This window comes from Massilia oculi (genome assembly GCF_017582745.1).
Lineage (GTDB): Bacteria > Pseudomonadota > Gammaproteobacteria > Burkholderiales > Burkholderiaceae_D > Telluria > Telluria oculi_A.
In genome coordinates this window covers 1-22,707 of record NZ_JAFVIM010000014.1, presented here as the reverse complement: position 1 = coordinate 22,707, position 22,707 = coordinate 1, and the positions used below count along the sequence as shown (strand labels likewise).

The 22,707-nt window shown below is 64.0% G+C and carries 19 protein-coding genes and 2 tRNA genes; 10 read left to right on the top strand and 11 right to left on the bottom strand.

The window, feature by feature from the left end; genetic code table 11:
- The 3 genes from J3U95_RS16685 to J3U95_RS16675 all read right to left on the bottom strand — a co-directional run bounded on the left by J3U95_RS16685 (position 1) and on the right by J3U95_RS16675 (position 3,087).
- A complete protein-coding gene (locus tag J3U95_RS16685; protein WP_208279801.1) occupies positions 1–903 on the bottom strand; it encodes a FecR family protein in 903 nt (300 codons plus the stop codon).
- Positions 904–970: 67 nt separating this feature from the next.
- Positions 971–2,071, bottom strand: coding sequence for a GAF domain-containing protein (locus tag J3U95_RS16680; RefSeq protein WP_208279800.1), 1,101 nt, complete (start codon positions 2,069–2,071; stop codon positions 971–973).
- Between the two features lie 77 nt (positions 2,072–2,148).
- Positions 2,149–3,087 (bottom strand): hypothetical protein, encoded by a 939-nt coding sequence (locus J3U95_RS16675; RefSeq protein ID WP_208279799.1) that lies wholly within the window; start codon positions 3,085–3,087, stop codon positions 2,149–2,151.
- A gap of 165 nt (positions 3,088–3,252) precedes the next feature.
- Between J3U95_RS16675 and J3U95_RS16670 the strand changes: the two genes are divergently transcribed.
- The 4 genes from J3U95_RS16670 to J3U95_RS16655 all read left to right on the top strand — a co-directional run bounded on the left by J3U95_RS16670 (position 3,253) and on the right by J3U95_RS16655 (position 7,334).
- Complete coding sequence (locus J3U95_RS16670; RefSeq protein WP_208279798.1) at positions 3,253–3,708, top strand: hypothetical protein; 456 nt, start codon at positions 3,253–3,255, stop codon at positions 3,706–3,708.
- A gap of 180 nt (positions 3,709–3,888) precedes the next feature.
- Entirely contained in the window at positions 3,889–5,502 is a 1,614-nt protein-coding gene (locus J3U95_RS16665) for a GMC family oxidoreductase (protein ID WP_208279797.1), read from the top strand.
- 108 nt (positions 5,503–5,610) lie between these two features.
- Positions 5,611–6,042 carry a DUF2231 domain-containing protein gene (locus J3U95_RS16660; RefSeq protein ID WP_208279796.1) on the top strand — a complete coding sequence of 144 codons (432 nt, stop codon included), beginning with the start codon at positions 5,611–5,613 and terminating at the stop codon, positions 6,040–6,042.
- Complete coding sequence (locus J3U95_RS16655) at positions 6,039–7,334, top strand: PQQ-dependent sugar dehydrogenase (RefSeq protein ID WP_208279795.1); 1,296 nt, start codon at positions 6,039–6,041, stop codon at positions 7,332–7,334. Before J3U95_RS16660 ends, J3U95_RS16655 begins: the two co-directional genes overlap by 4 nt.
- Positions 7,335–7,416: 82 nt before the next feature.
- Here the strand turns inward: J3U95_RS16655 and J3U95_RS16650 are convergent, their stop codons facing one another.
- Positions 7,417–8,457: a proline iminopeptidase-family hydrolase gene (locus tag J3U95_RS16650; RefSeq protein ID WP_208279794.1), complete on the bottom strand. Its 1,041-nt coding sequence runs from the start codon at positions 8,455–8,457 to the stop codon at positions 7,417–7,419.
- A 268-nt stretch (positions 8,458–8,725) separates the two neighbouring features.
- Here J3U95_RS16650 and dusA point away from each other — a divergent pair, with 268 nt between their 5' ends.
- From dusA to J3U95_RS16630, 4 genes are all read left to right on the top strand, one after another.
- Complete coding sequence (gene dusA, locus J3U95_RS16645; protein ID WP_208279793.1) at positions 8,726–9,754, top strand: tRNA dihydrouridine(20/20a) synthase DusA; 1,029 nt, start codon at positions 8,726–8,728, stop codon at positions 9,752–9,754.
- Positions 9,755–10,108: 354 nt separating this feature from the next.
- The gene (locus J3U95_RS16640; protein WP_229519887.1) at positions 10,109–11,878 is read left to right on the top strand and encodes a methyl-accepting chemotaxis protein; all 1,770 of its coding nucleotides are present in this window, start codon (positions 10,109–10,111) and stop codon (positions 11,876–11,878) included.
- 96 nt (positions 11,879–11,974) lie between these two features.
- Positions 11,975–12,319 (top strand): energy transducer TonB, encoded by a 345-nt coding sequence (locus J3U95_RS16635; RefSeq protein WP_208279792.1) that lies wholly within the window; start codon positions 11,975–11,977, stop codon positions 12,317–12,319.
- 198 nt (positions 12,320–12,517) lie between these two features.
- Positions 12,518–12,922, top strand: a complete 405-nt coding sequence (locus J3U95_RS16630) for a YXWGXW repeat-containing protein (RefSeq protein ID WP_208279791.1) — start codon at positions 12,518–12,520, stop codon at positions 12,920–12,922.
- Positions 12,923–12,940: 18 nt separating this feature from the next.
- On the opposite strand, the gene J3U95_RS16625 is transcribed toward J3U95_RS16630, so the two are convergent.
- From J3U95_RS16625 to J3U95_RS16600, 6 genes are all read right to left on the bottom strand, one after another.
- Positions 12,941–14,503: a sensor domain-containing diguanylate cyclase gene (locus J3U95_RS16625; RefSeq protein ID WP_208279790.1), complete on the bottom strand. Its 1,563-nt coding sequence runs from the start codon at positions 14,501–14,503 to the stop codon at positions 12,941–12,943.
- A 166-nt stretch (positions 14,504–14,669) separates the two neighbouring features.
- Positions 14,670–15,338 carry a pentapeptide repeat-containing protein gene (locus tag J3U95_RS16620; RefSeq protein WP_208279789.1) on the bottom strand — a complete coding sequence of 223 codons (669 nt, stop codon included), beginning with the start codon at positions 15,336–15,338 and terminating at the stop codon, positions 14,670–14,672.
- Between the two features lie 64 nt (positions 15,339–15,402).
- A tRNA-His gene (locus tag J3U95_RS16615) sits at positions 15,403–15,478 on the bottom strand.
- Positions 15,479–15,565: 87 nt separating this feature from the next.
- Positions 15,566–16,423, bottom strand: coding sequence for a glutamate racemase (gene murI / locus J3U95_RS16610; RefSeq protein ID WP_208279788.1), 858 nt, complete (start codon positions 16,421–16,423; stop codon positions 15,566–15,568).
- A 13-nt stretch (positions 16,424–16,436) separates the two neighbouring features.
- Positions 16,437–17,972: a fumarate hydratase gene (locus J3U95_RS16605; RefSeq protein WP_208279787.1), complete on the bottom strand. Its 1,536-nt coding sequence runs from the start codon at positions 17,970–17,972 to the stop codon at positions 16,437–16,439.
- Between the two features lie 64 nt (positions 17,973–18,036).
- The gene (locus J3U95_RS16600; RefSeq protein WP_109344597.1) at positions 18,037–18,639 is read right to left on the bottom strand and encodes a TIGR00645 family protein; all 603 of its coding nucleotides are present in this window, start codon (positions 18,637–18,639) and stop codon (positions 18,037–18,039) included.
- A 244-nt stretch (positions 18,640–18,883) separates the two neighbouring features.
- Here J3U95_RS16600 and acs point away from each other — a divergent pair, with 244 nt between their 5' ends.
- Entirely contained in the window at positions 18,884–20,884 is a 2,001-nt protein-coding gene (acs, locus tag J3U95_RS16595; protein ID WP_208279786.1) for an acetate--CoA ligase, read from the top strand.
- Between the two features lie 271 nt (positions 20,885–21,155).
- A tRNA-Ser gene (locus tag J3U95_RS16590) sits at positions 21,156–21,246 on the top strand.
- A 127-nt stretch (positions 21,247–21,373) separates the two neighbouring features.
- On the opposite strand, the gene J3U95_RS16585 is transcribed toward J3U95_RS16590, so the two are convergent.
- Positions 21,374–22,204, bottom strand: a complete 831-nt coding sequence (locus J3U95_RS16585; protein WP_208279785.1) for a hypothetical protein — start codon at positions 22,202–22,204, stop codon at positions 21,374–21,376.
- Positions 22,205–22,707: the final 503 nt, after the last annotated feature.

Below are 22,707 nucleotides of genomic sequence, written 5' to 3'. Positions count from 1 at the left end.
TCAGAACAGGTGGTTGAGCGGGGTGTTGGCGCGGGTCTTGACGGCGCGCTGGCGGCGCAGCGCGTCGCGCCACTCCGGCTGGTCGGCGAGCAGGTCCTCGACCTCGTTGCGGAACACGGCGTCCTCGAGGCGCACCGCGAACTGCGCGGCCAGGCGGCGGCGCAATGCCGGGCCGGCGTCGCGCCAGGCGGCGACGTCAAAGGCGGAGATTTCGCGCTGCGGCCGCGGTTCGGCCGCGCGCGTGCGCGCCGCGACCCCGATCAGGGGATCGAGGAAGGCGCGCGGCAGCTGCTGCACGAACAGGCGCGGCGCGCGCGGGGCGACCGCGAGCGGACGGGTCGTCGGCCGCGCCGCATACTGTTCGCGGCCGACCGCGACGGCGCGCGAGTTGGCTGGACTGCCCGGGCCATTATCGGTGACGGTGACGGTACCGCTCTCGACGAACAACTCCGCCCCCTCGGGCGCCAGGCGCAGGATGCCGCTGGCGCCGGCGGCCGGCAGCGAGAGCAGGCCGGCATCGAGCGCCAGGCGCCCGCCTGTCGGGACGCCGGTGGCGAACTTGCCCCATCCGCGCAGCAGGCTGGCCGCGGGCGCCGCGCCGGCGTCGCTCACGAGCACGCTGCTGGCCGGGCCGAGCGCGAGGCGGGCGCCATTGGACCATTCGATCTGGACCGTTCCGGCGTTCGATTCGACGATGTCGCCGGCCTGCAGGCGCACGCCGGCCGGCGCCTGGTAGACGGTGGTCTTGCGGATCAGGCGCGGCGGCTGTTCGGCATGCGAGACGAGGGCGTTCTGGGCCAGGGCCGGCGCGGCGGGAGACAGCTGCGCCAGCGCGCACACGAGCAGGGCGAGGTCCCACCGCGGCCTGCGCGACGGGCCGCGGAATGGGTGAAATGAGTGCATGGGCGTGGGTCGGGTAGTGGGATCCTGTGCCGACTTACGCGCGCCAGGCGCTTCTGGATGCAGGATGTCAGCGTTTTTGTCCGCGCCCACGCCGCGCGATCTCGGCCGACGCCTGTTCTGCCAGCCGGGTCAGGATCTGGGCCTGGACCGGATCGAGCGTGCGCGCCCGGGTATCGATCACGCACAGGGAGCCGAGCGCGAAACCCTGCTCGTCGACGATCGGCGCGCCGGCGTAATAGCGAAAATGCGGGGCGCCGGCGACTGCCGGGTTGTCGGCGAAGCGCGGGTCGCGGTCGAGGTTGGACAACTCACAGACGCCGGCGCCCATCAGCGTGTAGTTGCAGAACGCCCAGCTGCGCGGCGTCTCGGGCAGGTCCAGGCCGACCCTGGCCTTGAACCATTGGCGGTCTTCGCTGAGCACCGTGATCAGGGCCACCGGCGCGGCCAGGCTCAGGGCGGCGATCTGCGCGATATTGTCCAGCGCCGCTTCCGGCGCGCTGTCGAGGATGGCGGCGCGGTGGACCGCCAGCAGCCGCCGGCCTTCGTCGGCGCCGACCGGGAACGGGGCGTCCAGCAGGGCCGGCGGCAAGGGCCGCAGCGCCAGCGGCGCCATGGCCGTGTGGCGCACCAGTTCGCGCGTGAGCTGCCCGGGCGCGCCGTCGAGCAGCAGGTGCTTGTAGGGCAGCGCCGGGCCGACGATGGAGGCGACGGTGCCGGCCGACAGGCGGGTGGCGATCACGATCTGCAGCCGGTTCAGCGCCGGCAGCGCGTGCAGCGTGGACAGGAACTCGGGGGCCAGGTCCGTAGGCTGGTCCACCTGGACCGCGAACACGTCGGGCACGCTCGCCCCCAGCGCCACGGCGGCGGCGACCGGATTGTCGGTGCAGGTGACTTCGGCCACGTCCAGCGCCGCCAGGGCGCGCTCCCAGCCGGCATGGTCGCAGGCGGGGGCGAGCACCAGCACCCGGCGGCTGCCGGGGCGCGCCTCGTCGTTGGCCGCCAGCGCCGCCAGCACGTCGGACTCGAACATGCGGCGGTGCCCCCCGGGCGTCTTCCAGGAGGGAATCACGCCGCTCTCGATCCAGAGCTGCGCGGTGCGCGACGAGACGCCGAGGATCTTGGCCGCCTGCGGCGTCGTCAGGATCGGACTGGAGCTTGGTGTATTCATCGCCGTAACTATATCGGATGCGGGGACGGCGCGTGGCACACGCACCGATTCGAACGACGCGGCCGGTGGGGTCGCCATCAGGAGGCGTCCGGCCTGGCGTCGTCCAGCAGCTTGTCGAGCAGCGGCAGGCGCGCCCTCACACCCGGGAATTGCATCGGTTCGTAGTGCGCGAGCACCGCGCCGCCGGCATCGCGCACGATGAGCCGGATCTTGTGGCCATAGTGGTGGGAGACTACGTGCCAGGCCGTCAGCTCGGCCAGGTCTTCCGCCGGCGCGGCGGTGGCGTAGAGGCTGACGAAGGGTGAATTGGCAAGCGCATCGTAGGTGGTGCGTGCGCGGCCGGCCGGGATCAGGCCGGCGCCGCGGAACCTGGATGCGGCGACGGGCGACGCGGCCAGGTGCGGCGCCAGCGTGACGCCACCATTCTCTGAAGCTTGCCAGATGCCGCTGCCGAATGCATTGCCCGGCCGGTCCGTGAGCTGGCGCGACATGTCGAGGATGTGGGTCGCCTCGTGCAGCAGCAGATAGGTGAGGGCGTCGGCGCCGTCCGCCTCGAAGCTCACCGACTGGCCCGAGCCATCGGCCTCGAACAGGCGGCGCTCCTTGGTGGTGAGGAATTCGGCCAGCGGCTCGCGCAGCGCGCTGGCGCGCACGGTGATATCGAACTGCATGGTGTCGCCGACCTTCGAGGTCAGCGCCGTGCCCTGTCCGGGCACGCCCTCGACGAAGCCCAGGTGGCGCAGATTGGTTTGCAGCACGCGCCAGTGGAGCGCCGGCAGCCTGGCCAGCGCTGCTTCCACCTGCGCCAGCTCGGCCGGCGTCAGCACGTAGGGACGGACCGAACGCATGCCCGCGGCCTCGAAGTGGCCGAGGATGTCAGGGCCCGGCGTCGCGATCCGGCTCGCCAGCACGGCCGTGGGCGGTGCGCCGTGCGCCGCCGGGAGCATCACGGGGAGCGAGATTCCGGCGATGGCCAGTGCGGCGCCGATAGTCCTTAACGATATGCGTGTTCTCATGTCCAGCCTCTCTCCTCGCTGCGTTCTCTCTGGTGGCATTTCAATCTTACCTACGCCTTGAGTGGGCTTGTCGGATGCGGGCTGCGTCCGATCGCAGTCGATGCGCGTAATTCGTGGGACCGCCGGCACCGACGCCGGAGGCTACTACAAAAGGAAACCTGAACCATGATGAAACCAAGCAGCCACGCGACCCTGTTCGCCTCGATGATCGTCGCCATCGCCCTGTCGTCCGCAGCTCCCCGTATCGCGGCGGCCCCGATGTTTCCGATCGATCCGCATGAAGTCTCCCCATCGCCGGAGGACGACCGCGCCGACATCGTCGCCAAGAACGAGAGTGCCAGCATGCATGCGGCGCTGCGGGCCGAAGAGCGGCGCAAGCAGGCCTCGGCCAGCATCAAGCCCGATCTTGCGCAAGCCCCGGCCGGTGCGAACGTGGCTGGCGGCCGTGGCAGCGTATGCCAGATCCCGTCGAGTAATGGAGCAGGCGACGTTTGCCGTGCGCCTTCCAGCGATGCGGTCGGCTCCGCCGAAACACCCTATCTCCATCCTGGCTACGGCACCAGGATGGGGCCAAGGACCTACATGCTGCCGCTCGACGAGTCGCAGCAGCGCGACTTCTGAATCATCTGGCGCACTGCCGGCCATCAGGAAAATCGATGGCCAGCCATCACAACTTTGAATCGATAGAATCGTCAGAATCGATATAATCGGAAAGATGCATCGGATGTGAACGGTGCCAACCCACCGCGCCGTGAACGCCGATCCGGGCCAGGGCGCCATCTCAGAAAAGTGAATCCCATCATGAACAATACGACTACCAACGAAAGCGCATTCGCCGAAGCGGTCCAGCGCAACCAGCTCGCGCAGCGCGAGGAATTGAGGACGACTTACGACTTCATCGTGTGCGGCGCCGGCTCCGCAGGCTCGGTGGTGGCGGCGCGGCTGGCCGAGAATCTGGATGTCAAAGTGCTGCTGCTCGAAGCGGGCGGCAGCGACGAAGTAGCCAGCGTCATCGAGCCGGCCCAATGGCCGCTGAACCTGGGCACGGAGCGCGACTGGGCCTTCATGGCCGAACCGAACCCGTACCTGAACGGTCGCGCTATCCCCATGAACATGGGCAAGGTCCTGGGCGGCGGCTCCAGCATCAACGTGATGGTGTGGGCGCGCGGCCACCGCGCCGACTGGAACTACTTTGCCGCCGAAGCGGGAGACGATGCGTGGAACTACGAATCGGTGCTGGCAATCTATCGTCGCATCGAGAACTGGCACGGCGCGGCGGACCCGAGCCGCCGCGGGCAGGGCGGTCCGATGCATGTCGGGCCAGCGCGCGATCCGAAGCCGACCGCGACCCTGATGCTGGAAGCCGCCCGTGCGATCGGCGTGCCGACTTTCGACAGCCCGAACGGCGCGATGATGGAGGGCGACGGCGGCGCCGCGATCAACGACCTGATCGTCCGCGACGGCAAGCGGCAGTCGGTGTTCCGCTCCTACATCTATCCGCGCATGGCCCAGCCCAACCTGACGGTGCTCACCAATGCGCAGGTGGCCAAGCTGCTGTTCGACGGCGACAGGGTGGTCGGCGTCGACGTCGTCCTGGATGGCCAGCCGCGCCAGTTCCGCGCCGAGCGCGAGGTGGTGTTGTCGCTGGGCGCCGTCAACACGCCCAAGGTGCTGATGCAGTCGGGCCTCGGTCCCGCGAGCGAACTGGCGCGCCACGGCATCCCGGTGCGCCAGCACCTGCCGGGCGTCGGCCAGAACCACCAGGACCACGTGTCCTTCGGCTGCATCTGGGAATACAGCGAGCCGCAGGAAGTCGGCAACGGCGGTTCGGAAGCGACGCTGTACTGGAAGAGCGATCGTTCGCTGGACGCGCCGGACATGCTGCACTGCCAGGTCGAATTCCCGGTGCCGAGCGCGGAGAACGCCGCGCGCGGCGTGCCGGAGCACGGCTGGACGATGTTCGCAGGCCTGGCCCACCCGAAGAGCCGCGGCCAGCTGCTGCTGTCCGGCCCCAACGTCAACGATGCGATGATCATCCGCGCCAACACCTTGTCGGACCCGGACGACCTGGAAGCGGCCAAGGCCAGCGTGCGCATGTGCCGCGAGCTGGGCAACGCCTCCGCATTCAAGCGCATCGTCAAGCGCGAATCCATGCCGGGCACCCTGGGCGACGACGAACTGGAACGCTTCCTGCGCAACGGCGCCGTCACCTACTGGCACCAGTCGTGCACCGCCAAGATGGGCCGCGACGAGATGTCGGTAGTAAATAGCAAGCTGGAAGTGTATGGCGTGCAGAACCTGCGCATCGCCGACGCGTCGATCATGCCGCGCATTACCACCGGCAACACGATGGCGCCGTGCGTCGTGATCGGGGAGCGTGCGTCCGAGATGATCAAGGCCAAGTACCGCATTTGACAGGTGGCGTGCAGGTCGCCAAAGGTAAATACTGGCTCAACCATGCGCCAGCACATCGGTCTACTCGATATTATTTGGATAACACCAATCACTATCAAGGACAATCCGATGTCGACTGTCGTTACAGCGAACCCGGCATACCGCAGCGCGCCGGGTACGCTTCACACCATCCTGCTTGCGGGCAGCGTCTCGCTTTTCCTGGGCGCATTGCTGAGCGATCTCGCCTACTACAACACCTACCAGATCCAGTGGAGCAATTTTGCCTCCTGGCTGATCGCCGGCGCCGAGCTGTTCAGCGGGCTGGCCCTGGTGTTTGCGCTGGTCAACCTGATCCGGGCGCCTATCAAGAAGGGCCATGTGCTGACCTATTTCCTGCTGCTCCTGGCCACCTGGGCGCTGGGGCTGTTCAATGCCTTCCAGCACGCCAAGGATGCCTGGGCCGTCATGCCGGCCGGGCTGGTCATGTCCGTCATCGTCTTCATCCTGGCCTGCCTGGCGGCCTGGGTCGGCCTCAATCCACGCGTGGGAGGTGCGCCATGAAGCGATCGAACACACTGGTCGTGCTGGGCGTGAGCCTGCTCCTGGCTGCATGCACCGAAGGCGAGGGCGCCAAGACGCTGTCGCGCGGCGCCGATCCGCAGCTGCCTGATCCACAACGCGGCATCCTGCCGAGCATGAAGATCGCCGAGCCGTCGCCATGGGGCGACCAGAAGCCGACCGTGCCGGAAGGCTTCAGCGTCACGGCCATCGCGACCGATCTGCAAATCCCGCGCCAGACGCTGGTCTTGCCGAACGGCGACATCCTGGTGGCCGAAGGCCGCGGCGGCAATGCGGCCAAGCTCAAACCGAAAGACGTGATCGCCGGCTACATCAAGGCCAAGGGCAATACCCAAGTCAAGAGCGGCAACCGCCTGACCCTGCTGCGCGATGCCGACGGCGATGGCCAGTACGAGCTCAAGACAGTGTTCGCGGCGGACCTGAACGCGCCTTACGGCCTGGCGTTTGCCAACAACAAGATCTACGTCGCCAACCAGGACGAGCTGGTGAGCTTCGATTACCAGGAGGGCCAGACCAAGGCGGCCGGCGCGCCGACCACGATCACCAAGCTGCCTTCCGAGATCAATCACCACTGGACGAAGGCGATGACCGTCAGCCCAGACGGGCGTTATCTATACGTCGGCATTGGCTCGAACAGCAATATCACCGAGCGCGGCATGGAAGCCGAGGTCGACCGCGCGATGGTGTGGCAGATCGACGCCACGGCCGGCACCTATAAACCGTATGCGACGGGCCTGCGCAATCCGACGGCGCTGGCCATCAACCCGGAAACCGGTCAACTGTGGTCGGTGGTCAACGAGCGCGACGAGCTGGGACCGGACCTGGTGCCGGATTACCTGACCTCGGTGCGCGAAGGCGGCTTCTATGGCTGGCCGTACGCTTACTGGGGCCCGAACGCCGACCCGCGCGTCAAGCCGAGTGACCCGGAAAAGGTCAAGGCCACCATCAAGCCGGACTACAGCCTCGGGTCGCACGTCGCCGCGCTCGGCCTGCATTTCTCGTCGCCGGTGATGGGAGAACAATTCGCCAACGGCGCCTTCATCGGCGAGCACGGCAGCTGGAACCGCAATCCGCCGGTGGGCTACAAGGTGATCTTCGTGCCGTTCGCGAATGGACGTCCGGCTGGCGAGCCGATCGATTTCGTCACTGGCTTCCGTACGGAGGAAGGCAAGACGCGCGGTCGGCCGGTGGGCGTGACCGTCGATCCGAAGGGAGCCCTGATCGTGGCGGACGACCTGGCCAATACCGTGTGGCGGGTGAGCCGCAACCGTTGATGCGGCGGTAGGTAATAAAAGAACGGCGGCTTGCTCCAGCAATGCCGCCGTTCTTTTTATGTGCGCCCGCGCGCTGCAGTCTTCAGTAGGAGCGCAGGGAGCGCGGCTTGACCGCCGTGCGTGCGGGCGCGGCGCGCAGGAACTTGAGCAGGCCATCGAAGTAGCAGCCGGCGTCGTCATACATGGTCGAGTGGCTGCCGTTCTCGCAGTACAGGAATTGTCCCTGCGGCAGGCGTTGCGCCATCTTTTTCATATGGGCCGGGTCCATGGTGTCGTAGCGCGCGCCGATTACCAGCGTGGGCACGTCGATCCGTTCGAGGTCGTCGAAGCGGTCCCAGTTCGCGAGCAGCCCCGAGACGCCCAGCTCGCTCGGCCCCTGCATCGGCTTGTAGATTTTCTGGTTCAAATGCCCGAAGCTGCGCAGCACCGGTTCGGGCAACTCCACCAGCGGCCTGCGCAGGATGTGGCGTTCGTAGAAATGCGGGATCAGGAGTTCCATGTAGCGCGGGTCGTCGGTCTTGCCCTCGGCCTCGAGCTTGCGCACCTCGGCCAGCACGGCCGGATCGATCTGCGGCGCGAGCACGTTTTGCGCGTAGGCGTTGTAGGCCGGCGCGCTGGCCATCATGTTCGAGATCACCAGGCCTTTCAGCTTGCCCGGGTGGGCTAGGGCATATTCGATGGCCAGGATGCCGCCCCAGGAATGCCCCAGCAGGTAGAAATTGTCCTTGTCCAGGCCGAGCGCCTTGCGCACCTGCTCCACTTCGTCGGTAAAGCGCTCGACGGTGTACAGCGACGGGTCGTCGGGCTGGTCGCTGAACCATGACCCCAGTTGGTCGTAGTAGTAGTACTCGATCGACGCGCCAGGGAAGTAGTTGTCGAAGGTCTCGAAGTATTCGTGCGTGGACCCGGGACCGCCGTGGAGCAGCAGCACCTTGACGGTCGGGTTGTCGCCCATGCGGCGGGTCCAGACCTTGAAATCGCCTTTGGGCGTGTGGATCGGGATCATGCGCGCGCCGGGGAGGGCCTGCTTGGCGAGCTGCTGTTCTTGCCGGGATGGTTCGGCGGCGCTGGCGCTGGCCAGGCCCAGGCCTGCGAGGAGGCAGGCGATCAGGATGTTTTTCATGTCAGGTGTGAGTGAAGATGCCGGGGGGCATGCCCCGGGGCGGCGGTGTTATGTCGAGTCAGGCATGGTGAGGCATGCGGGGCGGGTAGTGAAATCGAATCTTCGTATGGCTGGGCATGGGTTTTTTTGATGAGCCATGTGGGCCGTTCCTGCATCCGGACAGAGCCGCGTCCAAATGTACAGAATGCGGCGCGGGCCGGTTTCGCTTATCATTACTGGTTCCCGACAGTATCCGTCGCCCCGGTTGGTGGCGACCAGACCCTCCAGCATGAGCCTCACCTCGACCATTCCGGGCGCCGCCGCCCCTGTACTGCCATCGCGCCGCCTCTCGGTCGCGCCCATGATGGACTGGACCGACCGCCACTGCCGCGTCTTCCACCGCCAGATCACCCGCCATACCTGGCTGTACACCGAGATGGTCACCACCGGCGCGCTGGTCTACGGCGACGTCGAGCGCCACCTGCGCTACGACGACGTCGAGCACCCGGTCGCCCTGCAGCTGGGCGGCAGCGATCCGGCCGACCTCGCGAAAAGCGCGAAGCTCGGCGAACAATGGGGCTATGACGAAATCAACCTCAACTGCGGCTGCCCATCCGAGCGGGTGCAGAAGGGCGCGTTCGGCGCCTGCCTGATGAACGAACCACAACTGGTGGCCGATTGCGTGAAGGCGATGCGCGACGCGGTCTCGATCGACGTGACGGTAAAACACCGCATCGGCATCGATTACAACGAGGAATACGGCTTCGTGCGCGATTTCGTCGGCACCATCGCCGACGCCGGCTGCAAGACCTTCATCGTGCATGCCCGCAATGCTGTCCTGAAAGGGCTGTCGCCGAAGGAAAACCGCGAGATCCCGCCGCTGCGCTATGCTGTGGCCTACCAGTTGAAACGCGAATTCCCTGACCTTGAGATCCTGATCAACGGCGGCATCAAGAGCGACGACGAGATCGCGCTGCACCTGGAACATGTCGACGGCGTGATGCTGGGCCGCGAGGCCTATCACAATCCCTGGACCATGGCCGACTGGGACCGCCGCTTCTATGGCGACGAGGCTGGCCGGCCGCGCTCGCGGGTCGAGGTGCTGGAAGCGATGATCCCGTATATCGAGGAGCAGCTGCGCCTGTACGGCCCGCTGGGCCTGAAGCTCAACAGCATCACGCGCCACATGCTGGGCCTGATGCAGGGCTTGCCGGGCGCTCGTTCGTTCCGCCAGACCTTGTCCGATTCGAAGAAGCTGGCGCTGGGCGATCCGCGCCTGCTGCTCGAGGCCGCCGCGAGGATGCCCGCTGCGGCTTGAAACAATCTATCCAAAAGTAACAAAAAGGCGTGCTGAGGCACGCCTTTTTTTATTTCTTGTCGACAAATCGATACATTTGATTGTCGAAACAACCATACAAGTTTCAAAATTGCTTGCTGTGTGGAAATAGTCGTTCCATAATGCAGACCTGTTCCAATGTTGCACTGTATCAATCCTGTTGTTGTGCCGAAACAATTCGGTCGAGCAAGAGATTTTCTGACTAGCGACATGAAATCTTGATTTATCCTGTCGGAAACACCTGAAATCGTACAGAAACACTGATTTCAGACGCGCGTCGCACAGCGCTTGTCTCTCCGAGCGAGTTTCGATCAATAAGTTACAGGGAAAACACGAATGAATTTGAACAACATGAAGGTCGGTACCCGTCTGGCCCTCGGTTTCGCACTGATCCTGGTGCTGCTGGTAGCGGTTGCTGTAGTGGGTATCCTGCGCATGGCGCAGATCCAGGATCGCCTTGACCACGTGGTCAGCGTGAGCAATGTGTCGACCGGCCTCGTGATCGAGATGCGCAACAACGTCAACGATCGCCTGCAGTCGCTGCGCGTCCTGACCCTGATGGCCGACCCTGCCGACATGGAGCCGGAGATCGCCAAGTTCAAGGAACAGACCGCCCAGTACAACGAAACCCAGCGCAAGCTGACCGCGCTGTTCGCGTCGAACGGCAACGACCAGGAAAAGGCGCTGCTGGGCCAGATCAAGGAACACGAAGCCGCCGCCATGCCGGCGATCGCCCGCGCTACCGAACTCTATCTGGCCGCCAACGCCATGGACGCCACCCGCGTCATGGTGCGCGAAGTGCGCCCGGTGCAGCGCAAGTGGACCGACGCCCTGAACGCGCTGGCCGCCCAGGAAGAAAAACAGAACGCCCAGACCAAGGCCGATGCCGAAGCGGCGTTCGACAATGCCCGTAACTTCATGCTGGTCCTGCTGGCCCTGGCCGTGGTGCTGGGCGTGGCGGCTGCCGTCGTGATCACCCGCAGCCTGCTCAAGCAGCTCGGCGGCGAGCCTGGCTACACCGCAAAGATCGCCGGCAGCATCGCCCACGGCGACCTGTCGATCGCCATCGACACCAAGGAATCGGACCGCGGCAGCCTGCTGGTCGAAATGAAGGAAATGCGTAACAGCCTGGTGGACATCGTGTCCCAGGTGCGCCGCGGCACCGAAACCATCGGCACCGCCTCGCGTGAAATCGCCGCCGGCAATATCGACCTGTCCTCGCGTACCGAACTGCAGGCCAGCTCGCTGGAAAAGACCGCATCGGCGATGGAACAACTGACCTCGACCGTCAAGCAGAACGCCGACAATGCCCGTGAAGCGAATGCGCTGGCGGCAGCGGCGTCGGATGTGGCCCGCAAGGGCGGCGACGTGGTGTCGCAAGTGGTGGGCACCATGGGTGAGATCAACGGCTCCGCCAACAAGATCGCCGACATCATCGGCGTGATCGACGGCATCGCCTTCCAGACCAACATCCTGGCGCTGAACGCCGCGGTCGAAGCGGCCCGTGCCGGCGAACAGGGCCGTGGCTTCGCGGTCGTGGCTTCCGAAGTGCGTAACCTGGCCCAGCGTTCGGCTGCGGCGGCAAAAGAGATCAAGACCCTGATCGACGATTCGGTGTCGAAGGTCGAGCGCGGCAGCAAACTGGTCGGCCAGGCCGGCGTGACGATGGATGAAGTGGTTACCAGCGTCAAGCGCGTGACCGACATCATGAGCGAGATCGCCAACGCCAGCGCCGAACAGAGCGCCGGCATCGCCCAGGTCAACACCTCGATCATCGAGATGGATGGCATGACCCAGCAAAACGCCGCGCTGGTGGAAGAAGCCGCAGCGGCCGCCCAGAGCCTGCAGGACCAGGCAGGCGAACTGGCCCGCGTGGTCAGCATCTTCAAGCTGGAAGAGGGTGAGCAGTTCCAATTCGAGGCGCAGGCGCCAGTCGCGACCACCACCGCGGTGGTGGTCCGTCCGGCAGCGAAGCGTCCAGTACCGCCGGCGCCGAAAAAGCCGGCCGCCGCCAGCGCCGCGGTGAATACGGAAGAGGCGGAAGTCGCGCCGAAGCCGAAAAAGGCAGCTGCCACCGTCGGCAACGACGAGTGGGAAGAATTCTAAGCATTCATTACCAAGCAAACCTGCGCCGGCCAGTAGGGCGGCGCGCTAGCGAAGCATCACGACATTTAACTCTTAAAAACCTTATTTGGGGAAATCATGAAAAACCTGTCCGCCAAGCTGTTCGTTGCACTGACCCTCACCGCTGCCGCCAGCGCCAGCTTCGCCGCCGAAACCCCGGCGTCGTTCGATCCAAAGAAGTGCACCATCGAATATCCGAAGTCGTCGCTGATGAACGAAGAGCAGGGCACGACCTCGGCATCGTTCCTGGTCAATGCGGACGGCACCGTGGCGGAATCGAAGATCGACAAGTCGAGCGGCTTCAAGAACCTGGACCGCGCACTGGTCAAGGGCCTGACCTCGTGCAAGTTCAAGCCGGGCACCAAGGACGGCGCACCGGCCCAGACCTGGACCAAGGTCGACTACGCCTTCAAGCTCGACTAATACCTTCCCCTTTACACAGCCGGCTTCCATAGCCGGCTGTGTTTTTGCAGCACCTGCTTTTCCATCCCCTCCGTAGTTTTCCATTCGCTGTTACAAGTTTGTAGCGGCATGTATCGGCTGTAAAGACTTCCTTCAATTAATCTTTTTGGCCCTCCGTCTGGCTATAGTGGTCTCACACAAACCGAAACGGAGAGCACCATGAAAACCATTCTCGCCACCGCCGCCGCCATCCTGATCGGCAGTGCAGCATTCGCCCCCGTGCAGGCCCAGGCCGCTCATCCGCGTGCCGAAGTGATCGTCATCAAGAAGGCGCCGCCGGCGCCCCGCCGCGAAGCCGTGCCGGCCGCCCGCCGCGGTTATGAATGGGTGTCGGGTTACTGGGACTGGAACGGCCGTCGCCACAACTGGGTCGCCGGCCATTGGGAGAAAGTGCGTCCAGGCTATGCCTACCAGCGCGCGCAATGGCGCCAGGATCGCAATGGCTGGCATCTCGACCGCGGTGGCTGGCACCAGTCGCGCCAGGTAGCGGCCTACCGTGACCGTGATCGCGACGGCGTCCCCAACCGCCACGATGCTCGCCCGAACAACCCTTACCGCCATTGATCGTGGCGGGCCACCGGCTCAGGGTGCGGCGAGATCGCCGCCGCACACCTGGTTGCGGCCCGACTGCTTGGCTTGATAGAGCAGGGCGTCGGCCCGTTCCACCAGCGCGGTGGCGCTGTCCGGCGCCGCAGCGGCATTGCTGGTGTACACGCCGGCGCTGATCGTCACGATGCCGGCGCCGTTGCCGGCATGCGGGATCCCGAGCGCCATCACCGTCTGGCGGATGCGTTCGGCCACCATCCTGGCGCCGGCCGGGTCGGTATCCGGCAGCAGGGCCACGAATTCTTCCCCGCCATAGCGCGCGGCCAGGTCGGCCGGCCGCACCAGGTTGTCCTTCAGGGCTTGCGCCACCCGGCGCAGGCAGGCGTCGCCGGCCACGTGGCCATAGGTGTCGTTGTAGCGCTTGAAGAAATCGACGTCGAACATCAGCAGCGACAGTGGCGCGCCGCTTCTGCTTGCGCGCGCGAACTCCATGTCCAGGGCTTCCTCGAAGCGGCGCCGGTTGGCGATGCCGGTCAGGCCGTCGTGGTCGGCCAGGACCGTCAGCGCGCGGTTATGTTCCTGCAGCAGTTCGCGCGCCTGTACCAGCTCATGCTCGAGGTGGTCGCGGATCACGATCTGGCGCACCAGGCGCCGGCCGAAATACAGCAGCAGTGCGATGGCGACCAGGGTGATCAGGGCCTGGCCGAGCATCGACTTCAGCCATTTTTCCAGGATCTCGTGCTTGCTCTGCGCGGTGGCGACGATCAGCGGATAGGTTTCCAGATGACGGTAGCTGTACAGCCTTTCGATGCCGTCGATCTTCGAGCGCAGCATGGCGGTGCCGGCCGGTCCCAGGCTGCGGTACATCTGATGGACCGGACCGTTGCTGATGTCGGTTCCGATCAGCTTCTCGTTGTGCGGCAGGCGGTAGATCAGGGTGCCGTCGTCCAGGGTCAGCATGATCACACCATTGCTGCCCACGTCGAAGGTTTTGTACAGGGTCGAGAAATAGTCGATGCGGATCGTACCGAGTGCGACGCCGCCGAAGGTGCCGTCCGGATTATTGAGGCGGCGCGAGACAGGCAGCACCCACTCGCCGTTGGAGCGGCTTCGTACCGGCTTGCCGATGTGGACGAAGCGGTCTGGATTCCTGACGTGGTACTGGAAGTACTCGCGGTCGTCGACCGTGTACAACGGAAGGCGGTCCTGCGAGGTCATCAGCCAGTGGCCATCGGGGCCGAACACGAACAGGCCGTGCAGCTCGTCGACCTCGGTCGCCATATTCTTGAGATGCAACTGCAGGCGAGGGCGCCCCGCGCCCTTCATGCCATCGGTCTCGACCCGCTCGACCACGCCGGCCAGCACCGTGTCCACCACTCGCACCGCGCTCTCGGCCTGGGCCGCCAGCGCATGCGACATATTCGTGGTGGCGACGGCCACCTCCGCCAGACGCTCCTTGCGCGCGCGCCAGCCGTCAGAGATTTGTATGGTCAGCAACAACAGGCACAGGGCGGCCACGAACAGCACGGCATTGCGCACTGCGGGACGTTTTTCGGCGGTCAGGCGGGAGATCTCGGGGGCGGTACTCTTATCTGGCATAAATCGGTGAGCCACCGTTGAGCGATGCCGGCGGTTGGCATCGAAAACGGCGAAAAAATTTCTTTTTGGAAAACTCACCAATTGTCGCACATCAGGCGTTATCCAGTCGTTAAGTTGGCGCTTTTTACATCTGTGTCCTGGTATTGACGCCAAATGTAAAGCTGGCTCAAGCCACGCGCAGGCCGAGTTCGCTGACCAGTTCCGCGGCCTGGCGCGGCGTGATCCAGGCGCCCTGGAACAGCTTGATGTCCGCCAGCGAGATGCCGCCCAGGTCGGCTTCGCGCAAGTCGGCGTTGTCGAAGCGCGCCTGTTTGAGGTTGGCGCCGCGCAGGCTGCCGCCTTCGAACACGGCATCGCGAAAATCGCAGGCGGCCAGGTCGGCGTCGCCGAAGTCCAGCTGGATGAGCTTGGCCTTGCGGAAGGACATGCGACGCAGGTCGGCGCCGACCAGCAGGCAATCCTCGAAGGACAGGCCGAGGTGGGCCGCTTCCTCGAAGCTGGCGCCGGTCAGCTTGCAGCCCTTGACGGTGAGCGAAGCCAGGTGGGCGCGGCGCCAGCTGCTGTTGTTCAGGTCGCAGCTCTGGAAGCGGGCGTCGGTCAGGTCGGCCGCTTCGAAATCGGCTTGCCGGCCGCGGCAGCGTTGCCAGGTGGTCTGGCCCAGCTTGGCGGCGTAGAACGAGGTCTCGGCGATGCTGCAGCTGGTAAAGGTGCAGTTGCGCAGGTCGAGGCGCGACAGGTCGGCGCCGTCGAGGTCGCAATCCTGGAAGACGAGTGGGGCGTGGGGTAATGCCGCTTCGACGTCCGCGCGGGAGAGGGTTTGTCCGGTGATGTGCATGCGGGTCCTTCGGAAAACAAAAAAGGCCACGTGCCGGAGCAGGTGACCTTTTTCATGAATTCGGTGGGGTGGCTGATGGGACTCGAACCCACGACAACAGGAATCACAATCCTGGACTCTACCAACTGAGCTACAGCCACCACTGACTTTCTTTTCTATCTCTGCATTGCCGAGACAGAACGAGATTATAAGGGCTTCATCCCGAACTGGCAAATTTAAATGTGCACTCAGGATGCCGGGGCCTGCGGCCAGCCCATTGGCAGGGGCAGCGCCACCTCGTGGACCGGCGGATCGATGCCCAGCAGGCTGCGAAACGCCGCGGTCAGGGCGGTCGCGCTGGCGCTGGTGTAGCCGGTCAGGCTGGCGGGGAGGTTCCCCTGCGCGCGCAGCAGGCCGGCGCCGGCCAGCAGCCGTGCGAGTTGGCGCGCCACCGCGTCGCCGGTATCGACCAGGGCCACGTCCGGCCGGCCGGCATCCTTCAGCAGCCGCTCGATCGAGGCGCGCACCAGCGGATAGTGGGTGCAGCCCAGCACCAGGGTGTCCGCGCCCTGGGTGAGCAGCGGCATGATAAAGCGTTCCAGCATCGCGCTGGTGGCGGCGGAATCGAGTTCGCCGAACTCGATCTGGTCGGCCAGGCCGACGCAGGGCTGCAACAGGAACTCGGCGCCCGAATCGAGGTGGATCTGGTCGCGCAGCTGCAGGAACTTGGCGCCGCGCAGCGTGCGTTCGGTGGCCAGCACGCCCACCTTGCCGCTGCGGGTGAGGCTGGCCGCGGGCTTCAGGCCCGGTTCGACGCCGACGATGGGCATGCCTGGGTGACGTTCGCGCAGCTCGCGCACGGCGGCCACGGTGGCCGTGTTGCAGGCGACGACGAGGGCTTTCGCGCCTTGCGCCAATAGAAAATCGCCGATCGCCAGCACGCGTTCGACGACGATGTGTTCGGGTTTGTCGCCGTAGGGCGCGAAGCCGGTGTCGGCCAGGTAGAGCAGGTGTTCGTGCGGCAGCTGCGCCTGGATGTGGCGCAGTACCGACAGGCCGCCGACGCCCGAGTCGAAGATGCCAACCGGAGCGTCGGGGGAGGTCATGATGAGCGTGAAATCAGGCGACGGTGACCGGCACGCCTTTCAGCGATTCGATCTTGGCCGACCATTCTTTCGGGCCGGTGTTGTGGACCGAGGTGCCGGTCGAATCGACGGCGACGGTGACCGGCATGTCGGTCACGTCGAACTCGTAGATCGCTTCCATGCCCAGGTCCTCGAAGCCGACCACCTTGGCCGACTTGATCGCCTTCGAGACCAGGTAGGCCGAGCCGCCGACCGCCATCAGGTAGGCCGACTTGTGCTTCTGGATCGATTCGATCGCTGCCGGGCCGCGCTCGGCCTTGCCGATCATCGAGATCAGGCCGGTCTTCTCCAGCATCATGTCGGTGAACTTGTCCATGCGGGTGGCGGTCGTCGGACCGGCCGGGCCGACCACTTCGTCGCCAACCGGATCGACCGGGCCGACGTAGTAGATCACGCGGTTGGTGAAGTCCACCGGCAGCGACTCGCCCTTGGCCAGCATGTCCTGGATGCGCTTGTGCGCGGCGTCGCGGCCGGTCAGCATCTTGCCGTTCAGGAGCAGGGTCTGGCCCGGCTTCCACGATGCGACTTCTTCCTTGGTCAGGGTATTGAGGTCGACGCGCTTCGATTTCTCGGTGTCCGGCGTCCAGTTCACGTCAGGCCAGGTCGACAGCGCCGGCGGTTCGATATAGGCCGGGCCCGAGCCGTCCAGCACGAAGTGGGCGTGGCGGGTGGCGGCGCAGTTCGGGATCATCGCCACCGGCTTCGAGGCCGCGTGGGTCGGGTACATATTGATCTTCACGTCCAGCACGGTGGTCAGGCCGCCAAGGCCCTGGGCGCCGATGCCCAGCGCGTTGATCTTGTCGCACAACTCGATGCGCAGCTCTTCGAGCTTGTTGTTCGGGCCGCGCTGGCGCAGCTCGTACATGTCGATGTCTTCCATCAGCGACTCTTTCGCCATCAGCATCGCCTTCTCGGCGGTGCCGCCGATGCCGATGCCGAGCATGCCCGGCGGGCACCAGCCGGCGCCCATCAGCGGCACGGTCTTGAGCACCCAGTCGACCAGCGAGTCGGACGGGTTGAGCATGACGAACTTGGTCTTGTTCTCGGAGCCGCCGCCCTTGGCCGCCAGCTTGACGTCCACGGTATCGCCTTCGACCAGTTCCATATGGACCACGGCCGGGGTGTTGTCCCTGGTGTTCTTGCGCTCGAAGTGAGGGTCGGCCACGATCGAGGCGCGCAGCTTGTTGTCGGCGAAGTTGTACGCGCGGCGCACGCCTTCGTTGACGGCGTCGGTCACCGAGCCGGTGAAGCTTTCGAAGCGCACGCCCATGCCCACCTTCAGGAACACGTTGACGATGCCGGTGTCCTGGCAGATCGGACGCTTGCCTTCGGCGCACATGCGCGAATTGGTCAGGATCTGGGCGATCGCGTCCTTCGCGGCCGGGCTTTGCTCGGTCTCGTAGGCGCGTGCCAGGTGCTGGATATAGTCGGCCGGATGGTAGTAGCTGATGTACTGCAGCGCGGCCGCGACGGATTCGATCAGGTCTTCCTGGGTAATGACGGTTGCCATGGTGGGAAATCTCTCGTGATGGAGTGTCGGAGTATCGTTATCGTTGTGTGTTACTGCTGGTGCTTCAGTGCTTCTCGTGATGCGTCATGGTGGTGATGCGGTCGGTCCACGAGATCGCCAGCGCCGAGAACAGGAAGGCGATGTGGATCAGGGTCTGCCACATCAGCGTCTGCTCGGTGTAGTTGGCGGCGTTGATGAAGGTCTTGAGCAGGTGGATCGACGAGATGCCGATGATCGCCATCGCCAGCTTGGTCTTGAGCACCGAGGCGTTCACGTGCGACAGCCATTCCGGCTGGTCCGGGTGGTCTTGCAGGTGCATGCGCGAGACGAAGGTCTCGTAGCCGCCGACGATCACCATGATCAACAGGTTCGAAATCATGACCACGTCGATCAGGCCGAGCACGACCAGCATGATGACGGTTTCGGTCAGGCGGGTCGGACGGCTGCCCGACAGGCCGACGGCGTCGATGATGTGGTTCAGCGAATCGACGTTGCCCATGGCGGCGCCGATCAGGTCGACCAGTTCGACCCAGAAGTGGAATACATAGACGCACTGCGCCAGGATCAGGCCGAGGTAGAGCGGCAGCTGCAGCCAGCGGCTGGCGAAGATCAGGTTGTTCAGCGGGGACAGCTTGCGGACTTGCTTGCTTGGTTCGAGGGCGGACATCGGGATGAAACTCCAGGGGAATGCGAAAAAAATTCAGCTCAGCATTTTACACCGGAGCCTGTCGATGAGGTGGGGCGCGCGCCGGGGCTTGCACGCTTTACAACGGCTGGCGTTAGAATAAGGGCGAACAAGAGTGGGCGGCAGTCAATACCGACCCAACGGAGGGGTTTCCATTGTAAGGGCTCAGTAAGCGAGCCCCCCTATGGTATCTGGCATAACCTACTACATTAATATGGAGACTAGTATGGCCGAGAACGAGACCACCCAAGAGCAAACCCAGGGCCTGCAGGAGCACCGCGTGTTCCAGCCGCCTCAGGCGTTTGCCGACAAGGCCGCCATCAATGGCATGGCCGCCTACGAAAAACTCTGCGCCGAAGCAGCCAGCGACTACGAGGGCTTCTGGGCCCGCCTGGCGCGCGAGAACCTCGACTGGCACAAACCGTTCACCTCGACCCTCGACGAATCGAATGCGCCGTTCTATAAATGGTTCGCGGACGGCCAGTTGAACGCCTCGTACAACTGCCTCGACCGCAACCTTGAAAACGGCAACGCCGACAAGACCGCCATCATCTTCGAGGCGGACGACGGTGCGGTAACCAAAGTCACCTACCGCGAGCTGCACGAACGCGTGTGCAAATTCGCTAACGCGCTCAAGTCGCGCGGCATCAAGAAGGGCGACCGGGTCGTCATCTACATGTCGATGTCGATCGAAGGCGTGACCGCGATGCAGGCCTGCGCCCGCATCGGCGCCACCCACTCGGTGGTGTTCGGCGGCTTCTCCGCCAAGTCGCTCCAGGAGCGCATCATCGACGCCGGCGCGGTGGCCGTCATCACGGCCGACGAACAGCAGCGCGGCGGCAAGGCGCTGCCGCTCAAGGCCATCGTCGACGAGGCACTGGGCCTGGGCGGCTGCGACACCGTCAAGGACGTCATCGTCTACAAGCGCACCGGCGGCAACATCAATTTCAAGGAAGGCCGCGACATCTGGCTGCACGAGCTGGTGCAGGACCAGTCGGCCGAGTGCGCGCCTGAGTGGGTCGATGCGGAACATCCGCTGTTCATCCTCTATACGTCCGGCTCGACCGGCACCCCGAAAGGCGTGCAGCACTCGACCGGCGGCTACCTGCTGTGGGCCGCGCTGACGATGAAGTGGACTTTCGACATCAAGCCCGAAGACGTCTACTGGTGCACGGCCGACATCGGCTGGATCACCGGCCACACCTATATCGCCTACGGCCCGCTGGCCGTCGGCGGCACGCAAGTCGTGTTCGAAGGCGTGCCGACCTTCCCGAACGCCGGCCGCTTCTGGCAGACCGTCGAGAAGCACAAGGTCAGCATCTTCTACACGGCGCCGACCGCGATCCGCTCGCTGATCAAGGCCTCGGACCTGGACGAGAAGGTGCATCCGAAGAACTTCGACCTGTCGAGCCTGCGCCTGCTCGGCTCGGTCGGCGAGCCGATCAATCCGGAAGCCTGGATGTGGTACTACCGCAATGTCGGCCAGGAGCGCTGCCCGATCGTCGACACCTTCTGGCAGACCGAGACCGGCGGCCACATGATCACCCCGCTGCCGGGCGCGACGCCGATGGTGCCGGGTTCGTGCACCTTGCCGCTGCCGGGCATCATGGCCGCGATCGTGGACGAGGCCGGCGCCGACGTGCCGAACGGGCAGGGCGGTATCCTGGTCGTCAAGCGCCCATGGCCGTCGATGATCCGCACGATCTGGAACAACCCGGACCGCTTCCGCACCAGCTACTTCCCAGAAGAACTGGGCGGCAAATACTACCTGGCTGGCGACGGCGCGATCCGCAACAAGGACACGGCCAACTTCACCATTACCGGCCGCATCGACGACGTGCTGAACGTGTCGGGCCACCGCATGGGCACGATGGAGATCGAATCGGCGCTGGTGGCCAATCCGATCGTGGCCGAGGCGGCGGTGGTGGGCAAGCCGGACGAGACCACGGGCGAGTCGATCTGCGCCTTCGTCGTGCTCAAGCAGGCGCGTCCGACCGGCGAGGAAGCGAAAAAACTGGCCAACGAGCTGCGCGCCTGGGTGGGCAAGGAGATCGGTCCGATCGCCAAGCCGAAAGAAATCCGCTTCGGCGACAACCTGCCGAAGACCCGCTCCGGCAAGATCATGCGCCGCCTGCTGCGCGTGCTGGCCAAGGGCGAGAACATCACGCAAGACGTGTCGACGCTCGAGAATCCGGCCATTCTGGAGCAGTTGAAGGAATCGGCTTGAGCTACAATCACTGAGCAACCTGCCTGCGGCGGCTCACAAGGCTGACGCAAGGCTTGCCCGCCTACTCGGGAGAGGGGCGGGCATTTTTTTGTGCTGTTGGCCGGGAGGCCCAGGATGGATGGCTCCTGATCTGGTCCACTGGGCCAGATCATCCTACTTGCTCGGCACCGTCCGGCAGCAGCTTGCGCGCCCGCCAGCGTTGTCGGCCTTGTACTGCTGGGAATACTTGCTATAATAGGCGGCTTCGTGGGGTTCCCACGTCGACCCATCAGGAGAGATGGATGAGTGGTTTAAGTCGCACGCCTGGAAAGCGTGTATAGGTTCATAGCCTATCGGGGGTTCGAATCCCCCTCTCTCCGCCAAGGATATAAAATCGTCTAAAATCAAGTAGTTAAGTGATTCTAAACTGATTCGAACCACACCCAGGAACCACACCCTTGGGGTGAAGCAAAATGGCCCCGTCTTCGGGGCTTTTTTTCGTCCGCAATTCTAGTCATTCGGATCGAACGTGTGCTCGTCGTGGTAGTCGACCACTTCATAGAGCTTGGGCACTCCTCGCACTGTTTGGACCCTAACGTCGACAATGTACGCCAGTTCATTCCACGGCTTGATGAAGCGTGGGTCACCGCGCAACATCGCCGCTTTGACAGCCTGATTTTCAAAGATGACTTTAGTAGGCTTGGTGGAGATGTCTTCAATGATGACCTTGTCCCCCGTGTCTGTGCTATCGAACCTGGTTTGGTACCAAATCATTACCTTGCGCCGATGCACATGGTTTGCCGGGGTATCAGCCTCTGCCAACAGCCGCTGAAGAGTCTTCTGGGCAGTACCTGCTTCAGCAGAGGTAATGATCAGGTTGTTTGTGACTGTGGCATTTCCCGAAGCGGAGAATATGAGTTGGGCACCGTGGTCTTTCGCAACTGGTTGCATAATCGCCATCCAGTTTTGTAGGTCAGGCTTGGTTGTCTCGACCGGGGGTGTAGATTTTTTCGCTAGCAACCAGTCCATTGTCCCCTTTGCGACTCCGACCCACTCACTCAGAGAACCCCCTTCCCACAGCAGCGGGATTATGGGCATCGCGACACCTACAATATCGAAGACCATAGAGCCGCTGCGGACATCCTTCACGAAGAGTTCACTGGTCGTGACGTATCGCTCTGTGGTCGTCGTTTCTACGAACCTAGCGTATTGGTCGCTAACGGAGAGCAGGGCATTGCTGAGATCTTCGACGAGGACAGGCTTACGGTTCTCGAATTTGATCTCAAGTTTTTGGGTAAAACCGGTGTCTTCCATTGGCAGCCCTTGAACGATGATTTCCATGTGGTAATCGCAACAGTTTAGGCGGCTCAGTCGGTACTGTCTACTTCTGGTAGTCAATAAGTAGAGTTCAGTGGTGTTCAGTGAGGCGCTGGAAAAACTGATGACCATCTGGGGTCAGCACCACCAGCAGTCTTCGGCGGTCCTGCATAGACCGGAAGCCGTGGATTAGCCCATGTGACTTACGCCCATACCTTCTTGATAGCAAATGATGATAGCGGGTGAGTGTTGTGGTTGGAATGAAAAGCAGTATTTCAAGCGGGTCGCGAGTGTCTAGGAAACTCGTGGCGATTCAGTTCGAGCTCTGGATGGTCTGCCGACTTCCCACTCGCTTTCTCCTCGTAAATGCACTCCGCGCCGGCTGCACCAAGCGCGTCTCTCTGGGTAATCCCCCCACAGAAAGAGCGCGTTTAGAAGTAGAATTTTCTACTTAAGAACAGAAAGCTCTACATGAAGACGTCCCGTTTTACCGACAGCCAGATCATCGCCATCCTCAAGCAAGCCGA

Excerpts from the sequence above, each read along its gene's own strand:
- J3U95_RS16675 (WP_208279799.1), bottom strand. The coding sequence starts at position 3,087 with ATGAGAACACGCATATCGTTAAGGACTATCGGCGCCGCACTGGCCATC.
- J3U95_RS16650 (WP_208279794.1), bottom strand. The coding sequence starts at position 8,457 with ATGAAAAACATCCTGATCGCCTGCCTCCTCGCAGGCCTGGGCCTGGCC.
- J3U95_RS16665 (WP_208279797.1), top strand. The coding sequence starts at position 3,889 with ATGAACAATACGACTACCAACGAAAGCGCATTCGCCGAAGCGGTCCAG.
- J3U95_RS16685 (WP_208279801.1), bottom strand. The coding sequence starts at position 903 with ATGCACTCATTTCACCCATTCCGCGGCCCGTCGCGCAGGCCGCGGTGG.
- J3U95_RS16680 (WP_208279800.1), bottom strand. The coding sequence starts at position 2,071 with ATGAATACACCAAGCTCCAGTCCGATCCTGACGACGCCGCAGGCGGCC.
- acs (WP_208279786.1), top strand. The coding sequence starts at position 18,884 with ATGGCCGAGAACGAGACCACCCAAGAGCAAACCCAGGGCCTGCAGGAG.
- dusA (WP_208279793.1), top strand. The coding sequence starts at position 8,726 with ATGAGCCTCACCTCGACCATTCCGGGCGCCGCCGCCCCTGTACTGCCA.
- J3U95_RS16635 (WP_208279792.1), top strand. The coding sequence starts at position 11,975 with ATGAAAAACCTGTCCGCCAAGCTGTTCGTTGCACTGACCCTCACCGCT.
- murI (WP_208279788.1), bottom strand. The coding sequence starts at position 16,423 with ATGACCTCCCCCGACGCTCCGGTTGGCATCTTCGACTCGGGCGTCGGC.
- J3U95_RS16585 (WP_208279785.1), bottom strand. The coding sequence starts at position 22,204 with ATGGAAATCATCGTTCAAGGGCTGCCAATGGAAGACACCGGTTTTACC.
- J3U95_RS16620 (WP_208279789.1), bottom strand. The coding sequence starts at position 15,338 with ATGCACATCACCGGACAAACCCTCTCCCGCGCGGACGTCGAAGCGGCA.
- J3U95_RS16640 (WP_229519887.1), top strand. The coding sequence starts at position 10,109 with ATGAATTTGAACAACATGAAGGTCGGTACCCGTCTGGCCCTCGGTTTC.
- J3U95_RS16630 (WP_208279791.1), top strand. The coding sequence starts at position 12,518 with ATGAAAACCATTCTCGCCACCGCCGCCGCCATCCTGATCGGCAGTGCA.
- J3U95_RS16600 (WP_109344597.1), bottom strand. The coding sequence starts at position 18,639 with ATGTCCGCCCTCGAACCAAGCAAGCAAGTCCGCAAGCTGTCCCCGCTG.
- J3U95_RS16660 (WP_208279796.1), top strand. The coding sequence starts at position 5,611 with ATGTCGACTGTCGTTACAGCGAACCCGGCATACCGCAGCGCGCCGGGT.
- J3U95_RS16655 (WP_208279795.1), top strand. The coding sequence starts at position 6,039 with ATGAAGCGATCGAACACACTGGTCGTGCTGGGCGTGAGCCTGCTCCTG.
- J3U95_RS16625 (WP_208279790.1), bottom strand. The coding sequence starts at position 14,503 with ATGCCAGATAAGAGTACCGCCCCCGAGATCTCCCGCCTGACCGCCGAA.
- J3U95_RS16605 (WP_208279787.1), bottom strand. The coding sequence starts at position 17,972 with ATGGCAACCGTCATTACCCAGGAAGACCTGATCGAATCCGTCGCGGCC.
- J3U95_RS16670 (WP_208279798.1), top strand. The coding sequence starts at position 3,253 with ATGATGAAACCAAGCAGCCACGCGACCCTGTTCGCCTCGATGATCGTC.